The sequence below is a fragment of the Lewinella sp. IMCC34191 genome, assembly GCF_003390935.1.
Classification (GTDB): Bacteria; Bacteroidota; Bacteroidia; order Chitinophagales; family Saprospiraceae; genus Neolewinella.
Genome location: NZ_QNQZ01000010.1, coordinates 50,659 through 71,237 on the forward strand (window position 1 = coordinate 50,659; position 20,579 = coordinate 71,237).

Consider the following 20,579-nt stretch of genomic DNA (forward strand, 5'->3'; position numbering starts at 1 on the left):
GGGCCACGCGATTAGTTGATGATAAAGCGCTTGATGTACCTCTGCCCGGAATTGGTTTCCAATTCCGCCATATAGGCACCGGACTGCAGGTGGCTGATGTCCAACGCGACCTTATTGGTCGAGTATTCCCTCGTATACAGTCGATTACCTGCGAAACCGTAGAGCGTCAGTCGGGTAATCTGCGTATCTGGATCCTTCATTTCCAGGTTAACCAGATTGGAGGCGGGCACCGGATAAACATTCACGTCACTTTCGACGCCGTAAGGTACCCGGTCGACATTATCGAGCATATCGCAGGAAAGGGCATCCACGCCGTTCTCACTGAAGGCCAGCACTTCCATGTAATCGATATTCCCCAAACCGCTTCCCGAAGTAGCGGTGACCTTGACCTCGTAATTACCGGCGGGAAGATTCAGGACTTCGGAAGATTCCATACGCCAGGTGGTCCAGCCGTCGGTACTGGCAAAGGTTAAGGTATCACTGGTGACGACCGTACCGACCGAAAGCGTCGCACTACGCTGCCCCGAGCTGGCATACCGCCAGAAAAACTGATAATTCCCTTCGGCCGGGATACTGATGTGGTATGAAACGCCTTCACCCACGGCATTCTCGGTATTCGCGAATCCTTCTCCCGTGAAACCCTCGTTGTTATTATCTATGGTGCCGAGATTCAAAAATCCACAAAATCCGTCATCCGTCTCCTGAATGATGGTAGACTCACCAACGGAGATGGAACGACGGGACGACGTGTCCTTCAATCCGTCATTATCCGTTACGACAGCCCATACCTCGAACATACCGTAGCCCGGATTATCCACCTCGGCGGAATACGGAGCCTCGGTGACCGTGGCCACTTCCTCGCTCCCGAAATAGTAGGTAACCTGTTCGACGGAACCATTCTCGTCACGCGCATCAACGGTCATGGCAATCCGGTCCTCCACGCGGTATACGGCACCTTCTTCGGGTGAGGTAAGCATTATCGTGGGCTCTCCCAGATTCACTTCGATGGACACCGGCGAGGATTCCACTATGTTGGAGTCCGCATCGTATGCCCAGGCCGTCAGGTTATAGGTCCCACTGGATAGCGTGTCCAGGTTCATGACGTATGGCGCTTCGTCGTCGGAAGCCAGCAGTTTCCCGTCGCTGCTCAGATAAACGATAGCGGATTCCGGCAACCCTTCCACGTTTACCGTCACGTAGATGCTATTGCCCTGTGGAGTAGCGCTATTGACCACCGGGTTGGTGATCTGGATGCGGGGGGAGACAGCCGCCATGGCGTAGGTAATATTCGGGACGGGTGGCTCCTCCATTCCACCCCCGAGATAGAAACTCGTGTGCGGGGGCTGGTTGTAGGCCACGTTCTGCCAGGTCAGGGCAAGCCGGTACTGGGGGTCCTGCAAGAGCGTATAGAAAGAATGCTCGGTCGGTATGGTCGTGGAGTAAATGCGTAAGCTCTGGTTGTCGGAGGTTCGCCATATCACCTCCTCTCTCCAATCACCGATGATATCTCCACTGAGTGCGGGATTGGCTTTCGATCCGTTATTAGATTGCACATCGGCCGGTTGCAGCAAAATGGTCTGCATATCGGGGGTATACTTATTGATGGTATTTCCGTCGAGCAGCTCCCGCTGCAGATCGCCATCCCACCAGGAAGCAAAATTGATGGAGGGACCTCCAGTGGTCCGCTCGATCTGGTCGCCGTTGGCGTCGTAGATCCCCAATCCGCTCGACGCCCAGAACTCGGCGCCTTCGTGTTCCGCGGAGATGTCCGCTACCATGGCCCGGCCGATATCCGCGGATTCCGATACGTCTTTTTGCCAGACAATGGTCCCATCGGCTGCATCTCGTACGTACACGCCGGGAATTCGATCACCGGTCACTTGATTTACGGAATAGGCGGATTCACTCGGCATGTAGAACTCCAGTCCGGGTCGATCCGGAAGGAAATCTCCGAGGTGGGTAGCATCGCCGTGGTTGTTTCCCGTTGTGTAGAGTCCCGTTCCGTCGTGGTCGACGGCCATCGCTCCGTACATGATCTCGTCGAGCCCGTCATCATCCACATCGCCGACCGTCAGGCTGTGCGCGCCCTGTCCGGCGTACAGGCTCAGGTCATTGCCATCCTGGCCGGTTCCTTCCGCGTCGGAGTCGAATATCCAGCGTTGGACCAGCTCTCCGTCTACGTAATCCCAGGCGGACAGTACGGTTCGGGTATAGTAGCCGCGGGCCATCACGACACTGGGCAGGTCATTGAAATAAGCAACGCACGCCAGGAAACGATCGACGCGGTTGCCGTAACCATCCCCCCAATCATTCACGTTGCCGCGTACGGGAACGTACTCGACCGTGGACACTTCTTCGCCGGTAGCTCCTTCGAAAAGCGTCAGGTACTCTGGTCCGTCCAGGATGTAGCCCGAGTCATTGCGGTAGTCCGCAGCGTCGTCGTCGTCGCCGGCAATACCGTCGCTCAGGTATTCCCCGGCCCCGTCCCTGGTACCCGGAGCCGTCTTACAGACCACCTCGGCCATTCCGTCTCCGTTCAGGTCATAAACCATGAACTGGGTGTAGTGAGCGCCGGCGCGAATGTTCACCCCCAGGTCGATGCTCCACATATGCGTGCCGTTCATTTTGTAGGCGTGCAGGTAGACCGGATCGGTGAAGCCACTCTGGGAGTTGTCCCTGCTGGAACCTTCCATTTTCACTACGATCTCGAATTCTCCGTCGCCATCGAGATCGGCGACGGCGGCATCGTTGGGTGTATACCCCTCTGGTGTCTGTAAAGGGATCTCCCGGTAGCCATTTCCCCACACGACCACGGCATCCGAGGTTTCCATTACCTCTTCGCCGGAAAGAACTTCGATGTGATAGTATCCATCGCTGGTGCCCGCGGCATCTACGTAGTTCGTGACGTCCGTGAGCGGCTCCGCCGTGATCAGGGTATTGTCGCGGTATAACCGGAAGGAAACGTCTTCCGCGTCCGAAACCAGCCTCCGCCAGCTTAGGAAGACCCCGTCATCGCTCTCCAGCGCGACCAGGCCACGGTTCAGTTTTTCCATCACCCGTTGCTGCGAGAAGGCGGGAGCGCCTATCATCAGCAGGGATAAGGTGTAAATAAAGATTTGAACTGTTTTTTGCATGTCTGACTTAATTAAGTGGGTTTTTGGATAATGCCGCACGATGCCCCATGAGGGGCAATGGCAGAAAATGGATGTGATGACGTAAAAGAAAATCAGCCTTCCAATTAAAATGTGTTTTGCTGGATGATCTGAAGTCGATCGAAAAGGCAATACGGGGAAAAGCGCTTAAGGAGCAAAATTTTGTTGCCGCACCGGCAATTCGGGCTACGGGCGACAGCGATCAGAGCAGGCGAAGCCAGTAATCGACCGGCTTGCAGAAGCCCGATTAGCTATTGCGCTATTTCATTAAGGCGTGGGATGCGCGAATAATCATTAAAGAGGAGGTAGCAGCATATATGACTCTGATAGTTGGTAATAAAAATCCCCTGACCGGCGTCGCATAACGGACGCGGGCCAGGGAAATTTGCATTGATGTGATTAGTATCCGGGGTTTTGCCAGATCGCCCGCTGCTCTTCGCTTAGGTTGGATCCGTCTTCGTTCAGGAGGCCGTCAATAAAGGATTGGGGAATGGGACGTAATTCGTGCTTGTTTTCCCGAATGCCCGCGGCGGCTTCCGGATTGAATGCCCGGGCCCGTTGAATAAGGGTTCCGGTTCTCGAAAGTGTTTCCCAACGCTGCCATTCGCCCAGTAATTCCCGCGTTCTTTCATTCAGTATGAAATGCAGCGCCCGCTCATATGGAGTAGACGCCCCTACGGCCTCCAGTACCGCTTCATCTTCCGCCGGTAAGTTTTCGGGGAACGAGCTTAGGGTCAAATCGGACGCGGCCGTCGTTACCTCTAAATCCGGATTGGACAGGTAATAGGTATTCATGTTGAGGTTGGAATTGATGTAATTATCAGCCGCGGATTCGGTGTTCAGCGAATTATTCTCGAAAGCGACCGAACCGTCGATGTAGTAGGACCGGTTTTCCCCCTCTTTCCACTCCGCTCTTTCGCGTATGACATTAATGTCATCCATAGCCGCCGAATAATTCCCCTGCCGGGCGTAGCACTCGGCTCGGAGCAGGTAAGTTTCCGCTATCCGTGCCATGGTTACGTCGCGGTGCGCGTCCCCCTTCTCCGCGAAGCGGGAGCCGTCGTCCGTTTTATTGATGCCGGCGAAGAAATTAGAAATAGGCGTCGACTTGAATTCCGCCGATACGTACTCGCCATTTTGGTACAGTACCAGGGAGTTCGGAACGAATTGCCCGACGGTATCGGTCAGTTCACCCGAAGTAGGAGTTTGACGCTCTCCGTACTCCCACTCCGCAAGACGACCGGCGTCATCCTGCCAGGTCGGATTTTGGACCGATGCACCGAAGGTGTACCCGTCGTAGGTATTATCGTCCATCGTATTCAGGATCATGACGATGCCGGGATCACCGAGCTCCAGATCGAGCTCCGGATCGATGATGTTATTGATGCCGTATACGGTCTTGAAGGTTTTCCACATGCGGGAGTCGTTCACGTGATCGAAAACCGCATAGGTATACTCCGTCGGCCGAAGACGCTGGAAGTCCATACCGCCGATCCAGACACCCCGTCTTACCCAACCACCGGAGAAATTCGAGAATTGGGGAGTGAAGTAGTTGTAGGTCCGGTTTCCAAACCGTCCCGATGTGGACTCATCCGCGTTATGCCCGGCAGCCATGAGTATCTCGTCCAGCTGTTCGATCTCACTGTCAACGCCCGTCCAGTTAGCGTACAGGTCACGGTATTCATCCGTCAGGGCACGAGCGCCGATGGCGTAGGAACATACTTCAATGGCTTCCGCCAAATCCTCATCGACGTAAGCCGCGTTCCAGTCGCTGTTTCTTTCCGACGACCGAAATAGAAGGGCTTTGGCCAGGTAGTGCGCCGCCGTAGCCTTCGTCCAGGTGATGCCTTTTCCGTAGGTAAATTCTTCGCCCTCAAAGTTGTCGTAGGCATTGCGTAAATCCGAGATCACCTGTGCCCAGCACTCTTCTTCGGAGGAGCGGGTGAAGTTGCGGACTACCCCCGTAGCCGGTTCGAGCTGGAGAACGACGCCGCCGTACTGGGCCGTAAGCCGATAGTAATTATACCCGCGCAGAAAGTAGGCGTGGGCCAGCGAGCGCTTTTTAATGACCTCGTTGTCGATGTTGTCGGCGTTGGCGATGATCAGGTTAGCCGATGAAATACCGTAATACAATTGATCCCAGAGAGAAGCGGGCGAAGTGGCATTATTATTGGCCGCGCCGGTGGCCGGGGTCGCGCCGATCGGACCCAGGCGATTATCGTACGTATTCCACATCTCATTGGTTAGGTCGTTGGCATTGGTAAACTCGTCCGTACCGTACAGGGTCGTGCCGTAAGCCCATTCGTAACCAAAGTGCCAACGCAGGTTGCCATACAGGGATATAGCCAGATCCTCCAATCCCTCGGCGGTTTCAAAGTACTCGGTAGAATAGGCGGTGGTCAATTCCTCATCGAGAAAATCTTCTGAACAGGATGATATAAGTACGCTAGCGAAGGCGAGGGTTACCGCCCCGACCCGTATGATGAAATTCGTTTTCATGATATTTATTTTTAAATCCGAGATATGGATTGGCTCTTTAAATTCCCAGGTTCAGACCGACGACGAAGCTGCGGTTGAAAATGGTATTGTTGACATCGTAGTCGTACCAGTCGACGGCTTGGTAGATACTTCCCGGATTCAGTGCCTGGATATATATCTTCATATTGCTGATCCCGTATTTGGTGCTCAGCTGCTCGGGCAGACTGTACCCCAGATTGATGTAGCGGATTTTGACGAATCCGGCTTTCTTTATACCGAGCAGTCCCGAGAAATCATCCTGGGAACCGGAAGTTGCCTGGCCGAGGATGGGCTTCTGGAATTCAGCATCCGGATTATCCGGCGTCCAGTAGTCAACTTCCCGTTGATTGCTGTGCGCGGTCAGGGCCTGTCCGCCCAGTGAGCTGTTGTAGCCCAGGCGGGAATAGAGGAAGATACCGAGCTCTATACCCCTGTACCCGAAGGTGTTGGTCCATCCCAGCGTCCACCGCGGCGCGGTATTCCCGAGCAGCACCCGGTCGTCGATCGTCATTTCGTAATCGCCATTGATGTCGCGGGGGCGAACATTGCCGGGCGTAAAGTCATAGCCGTTCTCATTCCATTTGGCGATTTCGGCCAGGTCCTCCGGCGTATCCTGCCAGATACCGCGGTTGTCGTATCCATACATTACCCCGATCGGCTCCCCGATGAACCAACCGTTATCGACCATATCGTTCTTTCCGTAAGCCAGTTCTTCGATCTGGTCTTTCTGCCAGGCACCGTTGAAGTTGGTTTCCCAGAAGAAGGAGTTGGGTGCCTGGATCGGCGTTCCGGTTAGGCTGAGTTCGACGCCCTGATTGGACGTTCTACCAATATTCGCAATCGTGGACGGAAAGCCCGTCAGGGTAGGAATATTCACGGAAAGCAACAGATCGGAGGTCTTGGATACGTAGGCATCCAGGCTACCGTAGATCCGGTTCCGCAGGAGCCCGAAGTCAACCCCCACGTTATACTGTGAGGTGGTTTCCCAACCCAGGTTGGGGTTGGCGAGGCTAAGTTGGCTGCTGGAATAGTAGGGTTCGTTGGTCGTGTAGCCTATTTGATTACTCAGACCGTTGAAGGGGAGGAAGATGGACCGGATGTCGCCGATGGTAGCGTAGGGAGCAACGGCCGAGTTTCCGGTCTTTCCGTAGCCAACCCGCAGTTTTAACTCGGTGATCTTATCCGAGTCCGCCAGGAAATCTTCGTTCTTAATTTTCCAGGCAAGCGCCGCGGATGGGAAGAAGTCCCACTTGCGGCCTTCCCCTAGCTGGGAGGCTCCGTCCCAGCGACCGGACACCGTAAGGAGGTAGCGGTTATTAAATCCGTAATTCATACGGACCATGTAGGAACTTAGCTGCCGCTCGTTCAGACCGGAGGAAATACCTACCGAGTTCTCGGAACTGGTGAGGTCGAGTACTCCGAAGTTGTTCCACCGCATGGAAGAGAGGGGAATGTTATTAGCTGACATGCCCATGTTCTCGATGTTCCAGCTGGAAGCCGTTTGCAGCAGGGTGAACCCTACGTCGTGCTTTCCCCCCAGGGTCTTATTGTAGAACAGCATGTTATCCAGGGTCCACGAGAAATCCCGGCGGTTGTTAAGCCGGGCGTAACTGGCCCCTTCCGATCCGTCGGAGTTGATCTTGTGCGCTGAGGTACCGTCTATGTAGACGCCCTCCCTTCCGTAGCGGAAATCCGGACCGAAACGGAATTGGTAGCTCAGTCCCTCCAGAGGTGCGAAGACTTCTCCGGCATTGAAGGTAGCGGAGAGGCTACCCAGCGCCCGCAGGGTTTCGGACATTTGCGTGCTCCGGTTCCACTCGTCTACGATGGTGTAGATGGTGCTCTCCCCGCCCGGGTTGATTACGGGATTGCCGGCTTCATCGAAGGGAACGGCCATATTATAAATCGAGCTGGCCGCCCCGTAAATGGCATCGGGTACGGAATTGCTCCGCCCGCCCAGAGTGGAAAAGCCGTAATCCTGTTCGCTGTAGGACACGTTCATCGTAGCGTTTATCTGGAACCAGGGTATGGGCGTGATATCCGTGGTCACCTTGGTGGTAAACCGCTCGTAAGACTGACCGCGCTGCGTGCCCTTGTTATTCAGATAGCCGAACGAACCGTAGGCCCGCAGTTTCTCCGTGCCGCCACTCCCGCTCAGGGTATGCTCCTGCACGACTCCCGTACGCGTCACGAAGTCGGTCCAGTTCGTATTTTCCACGAGGTCGGGATTGAACGTCCCGTTCTCCCAGCCCTGTAGCACGTTGTCCCGGCTCGTTTGCCCATCGAGGGGGCTGTCAAATATCGTCCGGTCGTTTTCCAGGGTCGGATTATCGGGGTGGGCGTAGGTGTCCGGGTCCAGGTTATAGGCCGCCCAGCGGCGAAAACGAATGAACTCCTGGGCACTCATGGAGGGGGCCCGGTCTACAATATTGGACGTCGTAACCGTACCAAAATAATTGAGCTGGAACCGCCCGCTTTGGCCCTGTTTGGTGGTGACGATCACGACACCGTTCGCTCCGCGAGAACCGTAAATGGCCGTAGCGGACGCGTCCTTCAGAATATTGATGGACTCAATGTCACGGGGGTTAATGGTCTCAATAGCGGATGCCGACAGGAGGGGGATACCGTCTACCACGAATAGTGGAGAGTTGCTCGCGGTCAGGGAGCGATTCCCGCGAATGCGTATGGAACCGATCGTTCCCGGACGCTGGCTGCTGGTGATATCCACACCGGCGGCTTTGCCCTGCAGCGCCTCGAAGGCGTTATTCACCGGCTGCGTGGTCAGCTCGTCGGCCTGCACGCTCACTACGGAACCGGTCACATCGGATTTCTTTTGCGTCTGATAGCCGACGACGACTACCTCATCCAATATCGTGGCATCGGATTGCAGGACGACATCATAAGTAGATCGATTGTCAACGGTCACTTCCGTCGGGGCGTAGCCGGCATAGCTGAAAACCAGGACGGCCCCCGTACTGACATCCAGCGAAAAGTTGCCGTCAAAGTCTGTCTGGGTGCCGCGGCTCGTACCCTGAACGAGCACCGTGGCTCCCGGTAACGTCAGTCCATCCGTATCACTGACCGTTCCGGTCACGGTTTTCTCTTGTGCACTTATCGTTATAGCGAAGAGGAAAAGGGGTAGAAATAACAAACAACTACGTAGGGGTTGTTTCATGATCGAACTTTTTCAAACATTTGGATATATAAACCTTCCGGTTCAATCGCTTACCCGGCCAGGCTGCGTAAACGTTGAGTTTCTTGGGGTCACAATGTACCCGTAGTACTTTCCGCCATACTTATCACAGCCTGCCAATCCCTATCTAATACTGCAAATACCGCACCAAACCGCACAATAACAATTTAAAATGCCGATCGTCAACATTTAATATTTTAAATGTTGTTCGTACAAGAATCTCCATCTCCCGGCAGCCCTACCCCCGTCGGTAGACGCTACCCGCTATAAAGCGGTTGCACTTTTGCCGGGAACACGCCTGCAGAATCGCCACCCCACCTTGCAGGCCGGGTAACTTCCCGATTTTTCCAACAGATGAATTGCGGTGAACGCAGGTAAAAGCCAGTTCACATAGCCGGGCCGTTCACAACATCAGTCCGCTACATTTCCAGGCTACGCGGGGATTGCCACGCGGATGCTTTCCGAACCTCATCGCGAAGGGCCGGTATCTGCCTGCTCATATAGGGAAACGCTTACATGGACGGGATGGACTACAGGTCTTTCCGGTACCGTGACGGACTGCACCCGTAATGCTTGCGGAAAGCCCGGGAGAAATTGGAAGCCTCGGAAATTCCTACCCGCGAGGCAACCTCCGATACGTTAAGCTGCCAATCCTTGAGTAAATCCGCCGCCTTTTCCATCCGGACCTGCATAATGAAGCCGGAAACGGTATTCCCCGAGATGGCATTCAGCTTACGGTAAAGCTGGCGGGGGCTAATCTGTAGATGGTCGGCCAGTAGTTCCGGATTGAAAGCGGTATCTCCCATATGCCGTTCGATGACCTCGACGGCGCTGTTTATAAATCGCTTATCCAATTCACTGTGCCCCTTTTCTTCCGGCCCTGTATTGCTGGCCGCTTGTCCGGGCTGCAGTACGGTACGATTCGCTATCATACTGCGAATCTGAGCCTTCAACACGGTGACGTTGAAGGGTTTGGAAAAGTAAACATCCGCACCCGAGCTAAGTCCGGCAACGTGGTCTTGGTCCTGCCTCTTGGCAGTCAATAAGATTACCGGAATGTGGCTGGTCTTACTGGCTTGCTTAAGTTGCTTACACATCGCGTTACCATCCAATCCAGGCATCAGGACGTCGGAAAGGACCAACTGCGGTAGTTCCTCTTGCGCGGTTTTCAAGCCATCGACTCCGTTGTCTGCCGTGAGGACACGATATTCTTCCTCCAGTTCCGTCTGCAGGTAGTACCTGATTTCCAGATCATCTTCAACAATCAAGACGGATGGTCGCTTGTCGCTCTTGCTCACACCTTCTCCGGGTCCACCAGCAGCCGATGGCTCCGAAATTTCCGCTTCGCCCGCGTGATCAGCAATGGCACCTCCCGCTTCGTACGGAAGCCTGATCTCTGCCCGAATACCCTGATTCGGCTCGCTTTTATAGTGGACGGTACCATTTAGTAGATTGACGTACGTCTGAGCTAGCAGATCGTTTGTCTCACTGTAGGCTCCCATATCAGCCGACGTCCGTTCACTTATCAGAAGGTCCGCCCAGCTCCGGTCGGTATCCCTGACGCCGTACCGCCGATTCTTCGCGGAGATAATCAGATAGCTGCCGGATAATTCCACCTCTACAAAGATCGCATCGCCGTTAGGTGTGTACTTGAACGCGTGGCTGATCAGATTTTCAACGATGTGCCGCAATTTCGGCGCATCAACCTGCCCCATAAGGAGGGGGCGGGACGAGGCGAAGCTCAAGGTCACGTTCCTGCATCTGGCCATGAGGCTGTAGCGATCAACCCCGTCCCGAATGATGGCGATCACATCGTCCAGGGTGGGATTCAGGGTCATATCTATCTCCGAAGCCGGTCCGCCGCCAGCGATTCGCTCCGTGGCCTTCGGCGGTGGATCCATGGTCATTTTTGCCGGACCGCCCGTCTCGTCGATTGTGCTCCGCACGAACGGACTCCCCGACGCGACGTCGGGCGGAACGACCTTCGCCGGTAGATGACCAGGCGCCCTACCGGCCATATGGGGCAAGCGGAGTCGCTGCTCGCTGAGTTTCTGTCTTATGTCCGCATCCCGCTTCCTATCCCTGGTGTTCCCGGGTCCGCGTTTCCGGCTACGCTTATTCCGGTAGGCCACACAGGAAACCAGGCCGAAGAGCATCGATAAGTGGTACAGGCCAACGGCACTTGGGGATGCGTACCAGGGTGGCTTGATGGTGATTCGCAGGCTCACGGATTCGGACGTGTTCCCGGTGGGGGACACTGCTCTGGCTTCGAATTTGTACAAACCGGAGGGAACTTTCGAAAAGTCGACGTGGTCCCTGGCGGGCTGCCACTTATTCTCGTATCCAAGCAGGCGATACTGAAAAGTATGTTCGCCGGATTCCTGCGATAAAGCCAGCAGATCGATACCGAAGTCCCGGTGGTGATGATCGAGCGTGATCTTATCCGATACGAACAGCATTTTATCCAGGACAACCCGCTTGAATACTTCCTGGCCGGGGGAGATCACGTTCCCGGATATATAGAGCTGAGACAGGATCACCTTCGTCGCACCGGGTTGCACGCTGTGGGTAGCCTTCAGGATTCTCCCGCCCCACGTACCTACCCATACGGCATGATCATCGACGTAGAAGGAGGAGACAAAATTCTCTCTGCGGTGCCTGGACTTACTGGGATCAGGATACTCTACTTGAATCTGCTCCCTCCGAGCATCGGTAGCTTTTAGCTGGTTGCCCTCCATAAAGAAATGGAGACCGTCAACCTGTCTCGTACGGTTTATCTCATTGGCGGACAGCCCCAGCATCACTTTAACGCTCGGAGGTACGCTGGCTTGATTCGCGAGCCGAAACGAATCCCGTTCGTAGGAATAAGTGATGTAGCGTTGGTCGGCGGTCAGCGCCCATATCTGCCGATCCGCGTCGGATACAACGTTGCGAATCCGGTTACTGGCGATCGGCCATCCCTTCCGCAGCGGTGGAGGGTAAGCATCAAACTTCTCTCCGTCGTAGCGGTACAATCCGTTTTGGGTACCAAACCACATAAAGCCGATGGAATCCGGGGCTATACCCACAATCTGACTATTCAGCCCGACCCGTAGGTCCTCGATTTTTTTAAAGTGCCGGTTCTGAGCATACAGACCGGTAGTACATAATCCAAAGCAGCATACGAGCAACCAAATTGCCTCAATCTTCCGACCGAATGTTAGGATTTGGGGGTGCATAATCTACTAAAGTCGCGCTGATCCTTAAGCGTTGTCCATGGGCCCGGACCCATTCCGTACGCGCCCCGTAAACTCAAAATAACTTCAGGCCTGCGGGGGCACGGGCTCGAACCCGGTACTACAATGTAATATAATTGCGGGTACCGAGAAAGGCCAGCGAATATAAATCACAAAATATATGCCTGCGCCCCCTTTTCCCTGCCTTTACTCCGCTTATGATGAAATTTGCTACCGTTTGCCAAAGTGAGGGGCCCTTTACGATGGATCAACCTCAGAGGTCAGGGCATAAAAAAAGCAGCCAGCGTAAGCTGGCTGCTCGTGTAATTTAGTAGACCCACAAGGACTCGAACCTTGAACGACAGAACCAAAATCTGTTGTGTTGCCAATTACACCATGGGTCTGACTGTCATTAGCGGCTGCAAATATACATGAGAACCGATAATCACGCAAACGGCGCGCTGTTTTTGTAACCACCAAAAGAAAATGGAAGTTGCCTGCCGCTAGGCTGCGACTACGATATTGGCACATCTGAAGTCGCCATCGTCGGTCCATTCCAGGTAATGATAGGCCGGGTTGCGCTCCCGCAGCAAGAATTCTTCCGCCCGCGCATCGATAAAGAAACTGGTAGGGGGACAGAGATATACCTGAAGATTTCGGTGCGTCACGACACGCACGGAATGGTAGTGACCGCAGAATATCCGGCGCGTCACGCCGTCGGCGGTCAGTATTTCGTGTAAGCGTTCGGTACCCCGGAGCGGGTATTTTCCATCCATGAAGGGGATACCCAGTTGTACCGGAGGATGATGCATGACAATTTCCGATTCCGGATAGGCGGCAAGCCGGTCAGATAGCCAATCCAACTGCGCGTCATCTACAATTCCCATGCTGGTATCGAGGAAGAGAAACGATCGGCCGCCTATTTGCCGGTGGTAATATATCGGATCCTGCGCTGCGCCGCCCAAATCAAATGCGTGGCGCAGCATCTCCCGGCTATCGTGGTTTCCGGCGGTAATACAGACGGGAACCCCCAAATCACCGAGCAAATTCTTAAGCCGGTCGTACACGCCGGCTTGCGGCTCGTGGGCACAGAAATCGCCGGTAAGGAAGTAAGCGTCCGGCTCGAGGGCCCGCGCGTCGGCCAGTACGGACCGAAATCGTTTCTCCACGTCCAGCCCCATAAGAAGCCGTCCGGCTTCCAGTAGGTGGAGGTCAGTAATCTGTATGATGCGTAGCGCCACGAAAAGTCTGGATGATTACCCTTATAACAGCATCGGCCTCCCTACGATTGTAGGAAGGCCGATGTCATGTTAGACGTTTATATCTAGGCCAGTTTCCGGTAAAGGAAAAGCAGGATGATAGCACCCAGAACGGCGATCAGTATGGAACCGATGTTAAAGCCGTCAACGGCTCCGAAGCCGAGTGCACTGCTGATAAACCCGCCGATAACGGCACCTACGATGCCGATCAGAATGGTCACGATCCAGCCTCCGGGATCGGGGCCGGGCATGATCCATTTGGCAAGAGCGCCGGCCACGAGGCCAAGAAGAATCCAAATAAGAATACCCATTGTGGTGTGTGTTAGTGTTTGATGATGATTCGCTTATAGAGCCAAAAAAACGCTGAGATGTTCGGTACACGTCAAAATACTGTTATCCGGATCGCAACCCTGCCGCTCCCCACCGTTCCATTACCTTCGTTGCTCCGTAGCAATTACCCGCCATGCGTAACACCCTTTTTTTTCTGCTGGGCCTGCCCTTCTCCCTCTTCGGCCAGACCGCGGACGGGTTGGTCGCCCACTACCTCTTTGACGGGAATCTGGGCGACGCTCAGGGAAGCTCCGAAAACCTCGGCGTCCAGGAAGGCGCCGTGGATTACGATTGCGGGGTCAGCGGGGAAGCTCTGTACCTGGCAACGGCGCCCGATCTGGTACGTATACCCGGCGGCAGCTCCACCAACGTGAACCGATTATTCAGCGACCTCGACTTTACGGTCAGTTTCTACTTCAAACCGATCGGAGACAATGGGACACAGTACCTGCTGTCCAAGCGGTCCACCGACTGCGCCGTGGAACGGTACTTCAACATCCGCTACGTCGGTGGCTCCAATACGATACAGACCGAGATACGCGAGGGCAGCGTAGCCATCGAAATGTCCTACCCCATCCGGAACGCCGCCTGCTGGCAACACGTGACCGTCCGCCGGAGGGATCGCGAATTGCGCCTGTTCGTCAACGGGGAGTCCGTAGCCGCCGAAACCACCTCCGGCCGGATCGACGCCGAAAACGATGGAGACCTGTTAGTTGGTGGCACGAACTGCCTGACGGGGGCCGAAGAAAACTTTATCGGTCTCCTAGACGATCTCCGGTTCTACGGCCGGGCGCTCGACCAGGATGAGGTAGCGGGTATTTTCACCCGCCCGGATCAGATCCTCAACCCGGACACCCGCTTATTCCTCGGCGAGAGCGTAGAGATCGACCTGAACAGCAACTGCGGCACCGACTTCACCTGGACCCCGCCGGCTGACGTCGCCACGCCCAATATCGCCGAGCCGGTGATCACTCCCACCCAGGCCGGAAGACAGGTTTACGCGGTTGCCATTGCCGACGATCAATCCAACTGCATTGCCCGGGACAGTATCGAGATCACGGTCGTGGATCCGAGTTCGCTTAATTGTGACAAGGTCTACTTCCCCCGGGCCTTTACCCCGAATGGCGTTGGCCCCGAAGAAAACGAAACCTTCGGTATATCCAATCCCTTCGCGGTCCGGCAATTGGTAAGCCTGGAAATCTTCGACCGGTACGGCGCCCAGGTGTTTTCCACGGCCGATGTCTTCGAGCGCTGGGACGGCAATTTCCGCAACGAGCCGGTCAACCCGGGCGTCATGTTATGGCGGATAATTTATCTCTGCGAAGGCCAGGAGATCGTTCGCACGGGCAACGTTACGATTCTTCGGTAGCGAAGTCATCGACGCGGTCCATCCATCTTCCACGGGTGAAATCCGGAAACTGCTGCAGGCTTCCCCCCGCCGCGATGCTCTGCTCCGACAGGGGAGTGACCGCCAGCCAGGTGGCCCCGTCGTACACATCCAACGGAGGGCGCGTCCCGGCCCGCGCTACGCGCACGAAATCGCGGATGAGGAAGTAGTCCATTCCCCCGTGGCCGCCCCCCGCCGCCAGGTCGCCATCTTTCTTCCAGTACGGATGATCGTACCGCTCGAGGTAGGAAGCGGCATCTTCCCACTGGTGCTCGGGTGATTTACCTTCCAGGTGAAGGCTCTTATTCACATCCATCCACAGCCCTTCCGTACCCTGCACCCGGAAACCCAGACTGTAGGGCCGGGGCAGATTCGTGTCGTGGTGGAGGACAACGACCTGGCCATTGACCGTGGAGAGCATGCTCGTTACGACGTCGCCGAGTTTAAATTCGACTTCGGCGTTCGGATGATCCGCCCCCCCGTGGTCCACGATGTACTTATGCAGTCCGCGTGACTTGGTGGCCATCGACGTGAGACCGACGAAGCGATTTCCCCGGTTGATACCGATCATATTTGCCACGGGTCCGAGACCATGGGTCGGGTACAGATCACCGTTGCGGAACTGACTGTGCCGAGTCCGCCAGCGCGCCTCGTGGAAGGCCTTCTCCCCGAACTCGACCCCGTTGCCGTAGGCCGCTTCCCCGTCGTTGAACTTCACCGCCCGTAGATCGTGCTGGTATCCGCCCTCCAGGTGGAGCAGTTCGCCGAACAGGCCCTGCCGCACCATATTGAGCACCGCCATGACGTCACGTCGGTAACAAACATTTTCCAGGAAAAACAGGTGTGTGCCGGTCGCCTCGTGTGTCCGGACGAGTTCCCAGCATTCATCCAGACTGAAGGCGCCGCCCACCTCCAGGCCGGTGTACTTACCGGCCTGCATGGCGGCTACGGCCATGACCGTATGCCAGCGCCATGGCGTGGCGATGATGACGGCATCGACGGGTGCCTCCGCCAGCAGGCGTTGGTAGTCCTCCGGCCCGCGGTCGTACAGGGCGGGACGCTCGAGGTTGCGCTCGTCGAACATGGAATTCGTCCGTTCGATCATGCGCGGATCGATGTCGGCAATCGCGGTGACCCGCACCCGGGGTTGGGCGAGCAGTTCGCCAATGTGGCTCTGCCCGCGGTAGCCACTGCCGAGGATTCCGACGCGCAGTTCCCCGTCCTGAAAAGTGTTTTTACCTGCGCTCGCCGCCCCGGGAATCGCGCTGGCGGCCAGCGTACCTAGAGAAGTCTGAAAGAATTGGCGACGATCGATGGGCATACCTCGGATGGATTGATTCGTCCGAGAAATATAGGAAGATCAACGGTTGTTTTCGGCACGGAGGAGTCGTCGCCCCCAGAGCAGTACCTGAAAGCCGTAGATGGTGAGCCAGATCAGCAGCACCGTATAGCTAAGCGACTGTGCACCGGCGTACCACTCCTGGCGACGCATTTCCACGAAGAAGTAGTTGCTACTGATGAAGTCGCTGAGGGCCAGGATGGCGTAGGCGATCACGAAAAGCATACTCCCCTTCAGCAGCTTGCGGATGTACCACAGCAATCGGGGCAGGGTTCGCTTTCCGAGCTGGTTGCGCCTGCGCCGTAAATACTGGTAGCTGAAGAAAATATAGGCCGGCCATACCACCAGGTAAAGCGCCTGCTCCAGCCCGCCGTAAAACGGGCTGTAGAAGTACCGGCCCTCCGGTAAGCGGAAGGAAGGCATGAGCCAAATGGAAACGAAGAACAGCAACTGGGCCACTGGGAAGATGAAGTGCTTCAGGTCCCCGATCCGCATGCGGTACGACGGATAGAGGCTGAGTTTGACGTGTAAAAACAGCAGGACGGGCAACCACAGCGTAAAGTAGATGGGCAGGAATTCCAGCGGTGGGTGCCGATCGAAGATGCCCGAAAACAGCATGAGAAAGTGAAGCTGCGTAAGGCCGCCGGCGATCAGCAGTGCGCCGTACAGACCGTTTGCCCGGTGGTCGCCGCTCCGCTTCAGAAAGAATAGCCCGCCAATAGCAATGGCCGCCAGCGTGCTGGCGGCCATGAGGCCAATAGGAAGATAATAGAATAGCAGGCGGGCGGCGCTCATACGGCGAAGGTAGCCGATTAAACCCCAATCTTACCGCGATTCAGTTCCTTGTAGAATGACTTGATGTAGCGGGTGATCTCCCGCTTGCTCTGGTTATCGAGTTCGGGATAGGCTTCCACTTTCTCCAGCAGTTCGGCCTCCAGGAACAGCAGTTCGTCGGCGGCACGATCGAAGTCAGGATCAGTCGTGAATTCCCAGACCAGTACGCGGTCGGTCATGGATTTCTGCTCGGGGTGCGTAAGGCGGCCGTAGTCGGGGTTAACCAGTCCGCTGAAGTCGAAGTCGTAAGGTACGGCGGTCAGCATACCCTCTTCATCCTGCATCAGCTTCAGATTACGTCCGAGCATGGTGCTGTAGTCCGGGTTACCGATCATGTACTGGAAGAGGGTAACCTTCTCAATATTAGTGAAGCTGGCCTGAGGAGCGTTGTAGCAGTCTTTGCAGTTGTCCCGATCCAGGCGGTCCTTCAACTCATCGGTATCCTCGATAAGGATAGCGTAGCTCGTGAAGGTGGATCCGTCGGCCGTGTTGACGTACTTGATGGTCAGCAGCTGGGTGCGGAAACTGGCTTCGGGCTCAACCGTACGGTAGAGTTCGTAGATCAATTCCTCGCGAACCAGTGCCTCCTGACCGCCCTCACCGAGGGTACAGTGGGTAACCAGTTTATAGTCATTGTGGGTATTAAGACCGGCAGTGCGGAGAAAGTCTTTATCAAACTGAAGCATGATGGGGGGCATCACGCAGGTCCGACGGCGGTAACGGCCGCGGACGGAGATATCGACGCCAAACATCTGGCCGTTATCAACCACGATACCGTGCATTTCGGTTTCGGTTTTGCGGTTGGCTAGGAGAGTGTCCAGGTTCAGGTGGATTTCGATGGTTTTATCGTCCGTGCGGCTCCACCGGTCGAAGATGCTCTCGCCTTTTTTTGCGGACAGCGAGGCCGAGGCAGCAAGCAAGAGGATGAAGAAAATCGTGGAGCGTGACATGGTGGGTAAGATCAAATGGTGTTTAAATGACGGCGAAAAATTAGCCGGGTTGCACGTTGATTATCAGTATTTTATCTGTTCCTCAACGCTTATATACCAAATGTCGTCCCTCACCCGGCCAATCGCAAATCTGTTCGAGCAGCCCTAGTAATGCATCGACGAATGCGAGGAATCTGCGATGAATGCCGGATTTGTTCGACGAACGCGCCGCTACCCGCCTGAGGCCACCCTGTATGTGCATCTACCGCAATAGGGATAGATGGTTACAGTCGGTCGCCGAAAACATTGCACAATCCGTCAGGCGAAGAACCGCCTTCCTTTCTGTCCCCTTAATCTTCAGGTGATGGGAAAGCTCTCGCTCTATCTAAAACACCTTTTCGTACAACTGCTTCTCATGTTCTTCCACCGGAGCGCGGTCTTCCAGTATCTCGAAGACGTTTCGCTTGATGGTGTGGGCGATATCCCCGGTCGGCAGGTCGTTGCAATCGAGCCCGAACGGGTCTTCGATCTCCTCCCCCATCAGTTCCACCCCGATCAGGGCGAAAACGATCAGCATGCTCAACGGAATAGCACCGTAGCCGAACTGCTCCGAGAGGCCGAAGGGCAACAGCGCGGCGTAGGCCGTGACCAGTACCTTTAAATACACCGCATAGCTGAAGGCAATCGGGGTCTTCTTGATGCGCTCGCAGGCGCCCAGAATGTCGAGCAGGCTCTGGTGCTGCGGCTTGATATTGATGTAGTCGCCCTCGTTGATCTCGCCCTTCCTGTGCGCCTCGGCAATCCGCTGGTAGATGCGCAGGGCGATGAAGTTGGGGATGTGGTCCTTGGTTTCGTAATAGGCGATTTCCTCTTCCGCCAGATAGACGAGCTTCTCCAGGTCGGTGCCGTCACGCAGGTGCTCGGAGAGTGCCAGGCAGAAATTGGCGATGTGCTTGGCCATGAAGCGGCGGATCTCCAGGTCGGAGGGCGGCCAGATGCTGTCTACGTACAGGGCCAGGTTGCGACAATTATTGACGAGGGCACCCCACTGTTTGCGCCCCTCCCACCAGCGGTCGTAGGCGGTAGTGGTCCGAAAGCCAAGGAAGATGGAGAGAATGACCGCCAGCAGCGAGAAGATGGTGCTGTCGACCTGTAAGTAGCGGTGCAGGTCGAAGTATTTGATCAGGCCGATGATCACCGTGGCGTAGGCGCCCATCACCAGGGTGGCGATGAGGATGCGCTGCATCGTGTAGCTGGTGGTCAGGTGAGACACGTGGCTGAACCAGCTACCGTTCGACTTATAGATGATCATCGTTCATGCTTAGAGTTTGACGACCTCCGCCTCCATCGTCTTTCTTCCGAGGTCGATCTGAATTTTCGTTCCTGTTTTGTGGTAGCCGGTAGCTACGTACCCCATTCCCAGGGGATAGTCCAGACTGGGAGCGTGCGTCCCGCTCGTCACTTCACCGATGTTCTCACCGGCTTCGTTCAGGATGGCGTACCCCTGGCGGGGGGCGCGACGGTCGTGTACCCGGAAGGCAATGAGCCGCCGCTGGAGCCCGGCTTCCTTCTGCCGCAGCAGGAAATCCTTACCGACGAAGTCGTCGCCGTTCAGCTTCGTAATCCATCCCAGGCCGGCCTCGAGGGGCGAGGTGGTGTCGTTGATGTCGTTGCCGTACAGGCAGTAGCCCTTCTCCAGCCGCAGGGTATCGCGGGCACCCAGGCCGGCGGGTTTCAGGCCGTGGGGCTTCCCGGCGTCCATGATGGCCTTCCAGACCTTTGCTGCGTGGTCCCCGTCGAAGTACAATTCGAAGCCGCCCGCCCCCGTATAGCCGGTGGCGGAGATCAGTACGTTGTCGACCCCAGCGAGACTACCCCGCACGAAATGGTAGTACGGTATCGCCGCCAGATCGACGTCGGTAAGGGGCTCGAGGATTTCGGTCGCCTTCGGCCCCTGCACGGCCAGCAGGGCGGTGTGGTCGCTGATGTCGAGCATCTCCGCGCCGAAAGTATTGTGGCTGCTGATCCAGTCCCAGTCCTTCTGGATGTTACTCGCGTTTACCACCAGCATGTAGGAAGGATGCTCGCTGTTTTTACTCATGCGTGAATTGGCCGGCAGGCGGTACACCAACAGGTCGTCCACGATGCCCCCTTCGGGTCGCGGCAGGCAGCTGTACTGGGCTTGTCCTTCGACGAGTTTGGTAACGTCGTTGCTCGTTACGTACTGCACCAGATCCTGCGCTCCGGCGCCCCGGACGATAAATTCCCCCATGTGCGATACGTCGAAGATGCCGGCCGCCTCGCGAACGGCGTGGTGCTCTTCCTTGAGCGAACTATACACGAGCGGCATTTCAAAGCCGGCGAAGTTCACGAGTTTTGCCTCCAGGTGGCGATGCGTATCATTGAGGGGGGTGGTTTGCATAA

12 protein-coding genes and 1 tRNA gene are annotated in these 20,579 nt (G+C 55.9%); 1 reads left to right on the plus strand and 12 read right to left on the minus strand.

Annotated elements, in window-relative coordinates; translation table 11 throughout:
• Positions 1-11: 11 nt before the first annotated feature.
• The 7 genes from DRW39_RS17765 to DRW39_RS17795 all read right to left on the minus strand — a co-directional run bounded on the left by DRW39_RS17765 (position 12) and on the right by DRW39_RS17795 (position 13,647).
• Positions 12-3,134, minus strand: a complete 3,123-nt coding sequence (locus tag DRW39_RS17765) for an Ig-like domain-containing protein (protein ID WP_116108428.1) — start codon at positions 3,132-3,134, stop codon at positions 12-14.
• Between the two features lie 417 nt (positions 3,135-3,551).
• Positions 3,552-5,651: a RagB/SusD family nutrient uptake outer membrane protein gene (locus DRW39_RS17770; RefSeq protein WP_116108429.1), complete on the minus strand. Its 2,100-nt coding sequence runs from the start codon at positions 5,649-5,651 to the stop codon at positions 3,552-3,554.
• A 37-nt stretch (positions 5,652-5,688) separates the two neighbouring features.
• Positions 5,689-8,844 carry a SusC/RagA family TonB-linked outer membrane protein gene (locus tag DRW39_RS17775; RefSeq protein ID WP_116108430.1) on the minus strand — a complete coding sequence of 1,052 codons (3,156 nt, stop codon included), beginning with the start codon at positions 8,842-8,844 and terminating at the stop codon, positions 5,689-5,691.
• A 548-nt stretch (positions 8,845-9,392) separates the two neighbouring features.
• Positions 9,393-11,930, minus strand: coding sequence for a response regulator (locus tag DRW39_RS17780; RefSeq protein ID WP_198664933.1), 2,538 nt, complete (start codon positions 11,928-11,930; stop codon positions 9,393-9,395).
• 479 nt (positions 11,931-12,409) lie between these two features.
• Positions 12,410-12,481, minus strand: a tRNA-Gln gene (locus DRW39_RS17785).
• A 99-nt stretch (positions 12,482-12,580) separates the two neighbouring features.
• Positions 12,581-13,318 (minus strand): metallophosphoesterase, encoded by a 738-nt coding sequence (locus DRW39_RS17790; RefSeq protein ID WP_116108432.1) that lies wholly within the window; start codon positions 13,316-13,318, stop codon positions 12,581-12,583.
• An 83-nt stretch (positions 13,319-13,401) separates the two neighbouring features.
• A complete protein-coding gene (locus tag DRW39_RS17795) occupies positions 13,402-13,647 on the minus strand; it encodes a GlsB/YeaQ/YmgE family stress response membrane protein (RefSeq protein WP_104421441.1) in 246 nt (81 codons plus the stop codon).
• A 152-nt stretch (positions 13,648-13,799) separates the two neighbouring features.
• Here DRW39_RS17795 and DRW39_RS17800 point away from each other — a divergent pair, with 152 nt between their 5' ends.
• A complete protein-coding gene (locus DRW39_RS17800) occupies positions 13,800-15,035 on the plus strand; it encodes a LamG-like jellyroll fold domain-containing protein (protein ID WP_116108433.1) in 1,236 nt (411 codons plus the stop codon).
• Here the strand turns inward: DRW39_RS17800 and DRW39_RS17805 are convergent.
• The 5 genes from DRW39_RS17805 to gcvT all read right to left on the minus strand — a co-directional run bounded on the left by DRW39_RS17805 (position 15,019) and on the right by gcvT (position 20,577).
• The gene (locus DRW39_RS17805) at positions 15,019-16,374 is read right to left on the minus strand and encodes a Gfo/Idh/MocA family protein (protein ID WP_116108434.1); all 1,356 of its coding nucleotides are present in this window, start codon (positions 16,372-16,374) and stop codon (positions 15,019-15,021) included. The two genes, DRW39_RS17800 and DRW39_RS17805, sit on opposite strands and share 17 nt — an antisense overlap.
• A 39-nt stretch (positions 16,375-16,413) precedes the next feature.
• Positions 16,414-17,187 carry a hypothetical protein gene (locus DRW39_RS17810; protein WP_116108435.1) on the minus strand — a complete coding sequence of 258 codons (774 nt, stop codon included), beginning with the start codon at positions 17,185-17,187 and terminating at the stop codon, positions 16,414-16,416.
• Positions 17,188-17,204: 17 nt separating this feature from the next.
• Positions 17,205-18,176, minus strand: a complete 972-nt coding sequence (locus DRW39_RS17815; protein WP_157976198.1) for a hypothetical protein — start codon at positions 18,174-18,176, stop codon at positions 17,205-17,207.
• A 364-nt stretch (positions 18,177-18,540) separates the two neighbouring features.
• Positions 18,541-19,467, minus strand: a complete 927-nt coding sequence (locus DRW39_RS17820; RefSeq protein ID WP_116108437.1) for a bestrophin family protein — start codon at positions 19,465-19,467, stop codon at positions 18,541-18,543.
• 9 nt (positions 19,468-19,476) lie between these two features.
• Entirely contained in the window at positions 19,477-20,577 is a 1,101-nt protein-coding gene (gene gcvT, locus DRW39_RS17825) for a glycine cleavage system aminomethyltransferase GcvT (protein WP_116108438.1), read from the minus strand.
• Positions 20,578-20,579 lie beyond the last annotated feature (2 nt).

What these genes read in the sequence shown, in the direction of transcription:
- DRW39_RS17795 (WP_104421441.1), bottom strand. Translation starts at nt 13,647, where the DNA reads ATGGGTATTCTTATTTGGATTCTTCTTGGCCTCGTGGCCGGCGCTCTT.
- DRW39_RS17805 (WP_116108434.1), bottom strand. Translation starts at nt 16,374, where the DNA reads ATGCCCATCGATCGTCGCCAATTCTTTCAGACTTCTCTAGGTACGCTG.
- DRW39_RS17800 (WP_116108433.1), top strand. Translation starts at nt 13,800, where the DNA reads ATGCGTAACACCCTTTTTTTTCTGCTGGGCCTGCCCTTCTCCCTCTTC.
- DRW39_RS17775 (WP_116108430.1), bottom strand. Translation starts at nt 8,844, where the DNA reads ATGAAACAACCCCTACGTAGTTGTTTGTTATTTCTACCCCTTTTCCTC.
- DRW39_RS17810 (WP_116108435.1), bottom strand. Translation starts at nt 17,187, where the DNA reads ATGAGCGCCGCCCGCCTGCTATTCTATTATCTTCCTATTGGCCTCATG.
- DRW39_RS17765 (WP_116108428.1), bottom strand. Translation starts at nt 3,134, where the DNA reads ATGCAAAAAACAGTTCAAATCTTTATTTACACCTTATCCCTGCTGATG.
- gcvT (WP_116108438.1), bottom strand. Translation starts at nt 20,577, where the DNA reads ATGCAAACCACCCCCCTCAATGATACGCATCGCCACCTGGAGGCAAAA.
- DRW39_RS17815 (WP_157976198.1), bottom strand. Translation starts at nt 18,176, where the DNA reads ATGTCACGCTCCACGATTTTCTTCATCCTCTTGCTTGCTGCCTCGGCC.
- DRW39_RS17820 (WP_116108437.1), bottom strand. Translation starts at nt 19,467, where the DNA reads ATGATCATCTATAAGTCGAACGGTAGCTGGTTCAGCCACGTGTCTCAC.
- DRW39_RS17770 (WP_116108429.1), bottom strand. Translation starts at nt 5,651, where the DNA reads ATGAAAACGAATTTCATCATACGGGTCGGGGCGGTAACCCTCGCCTTC.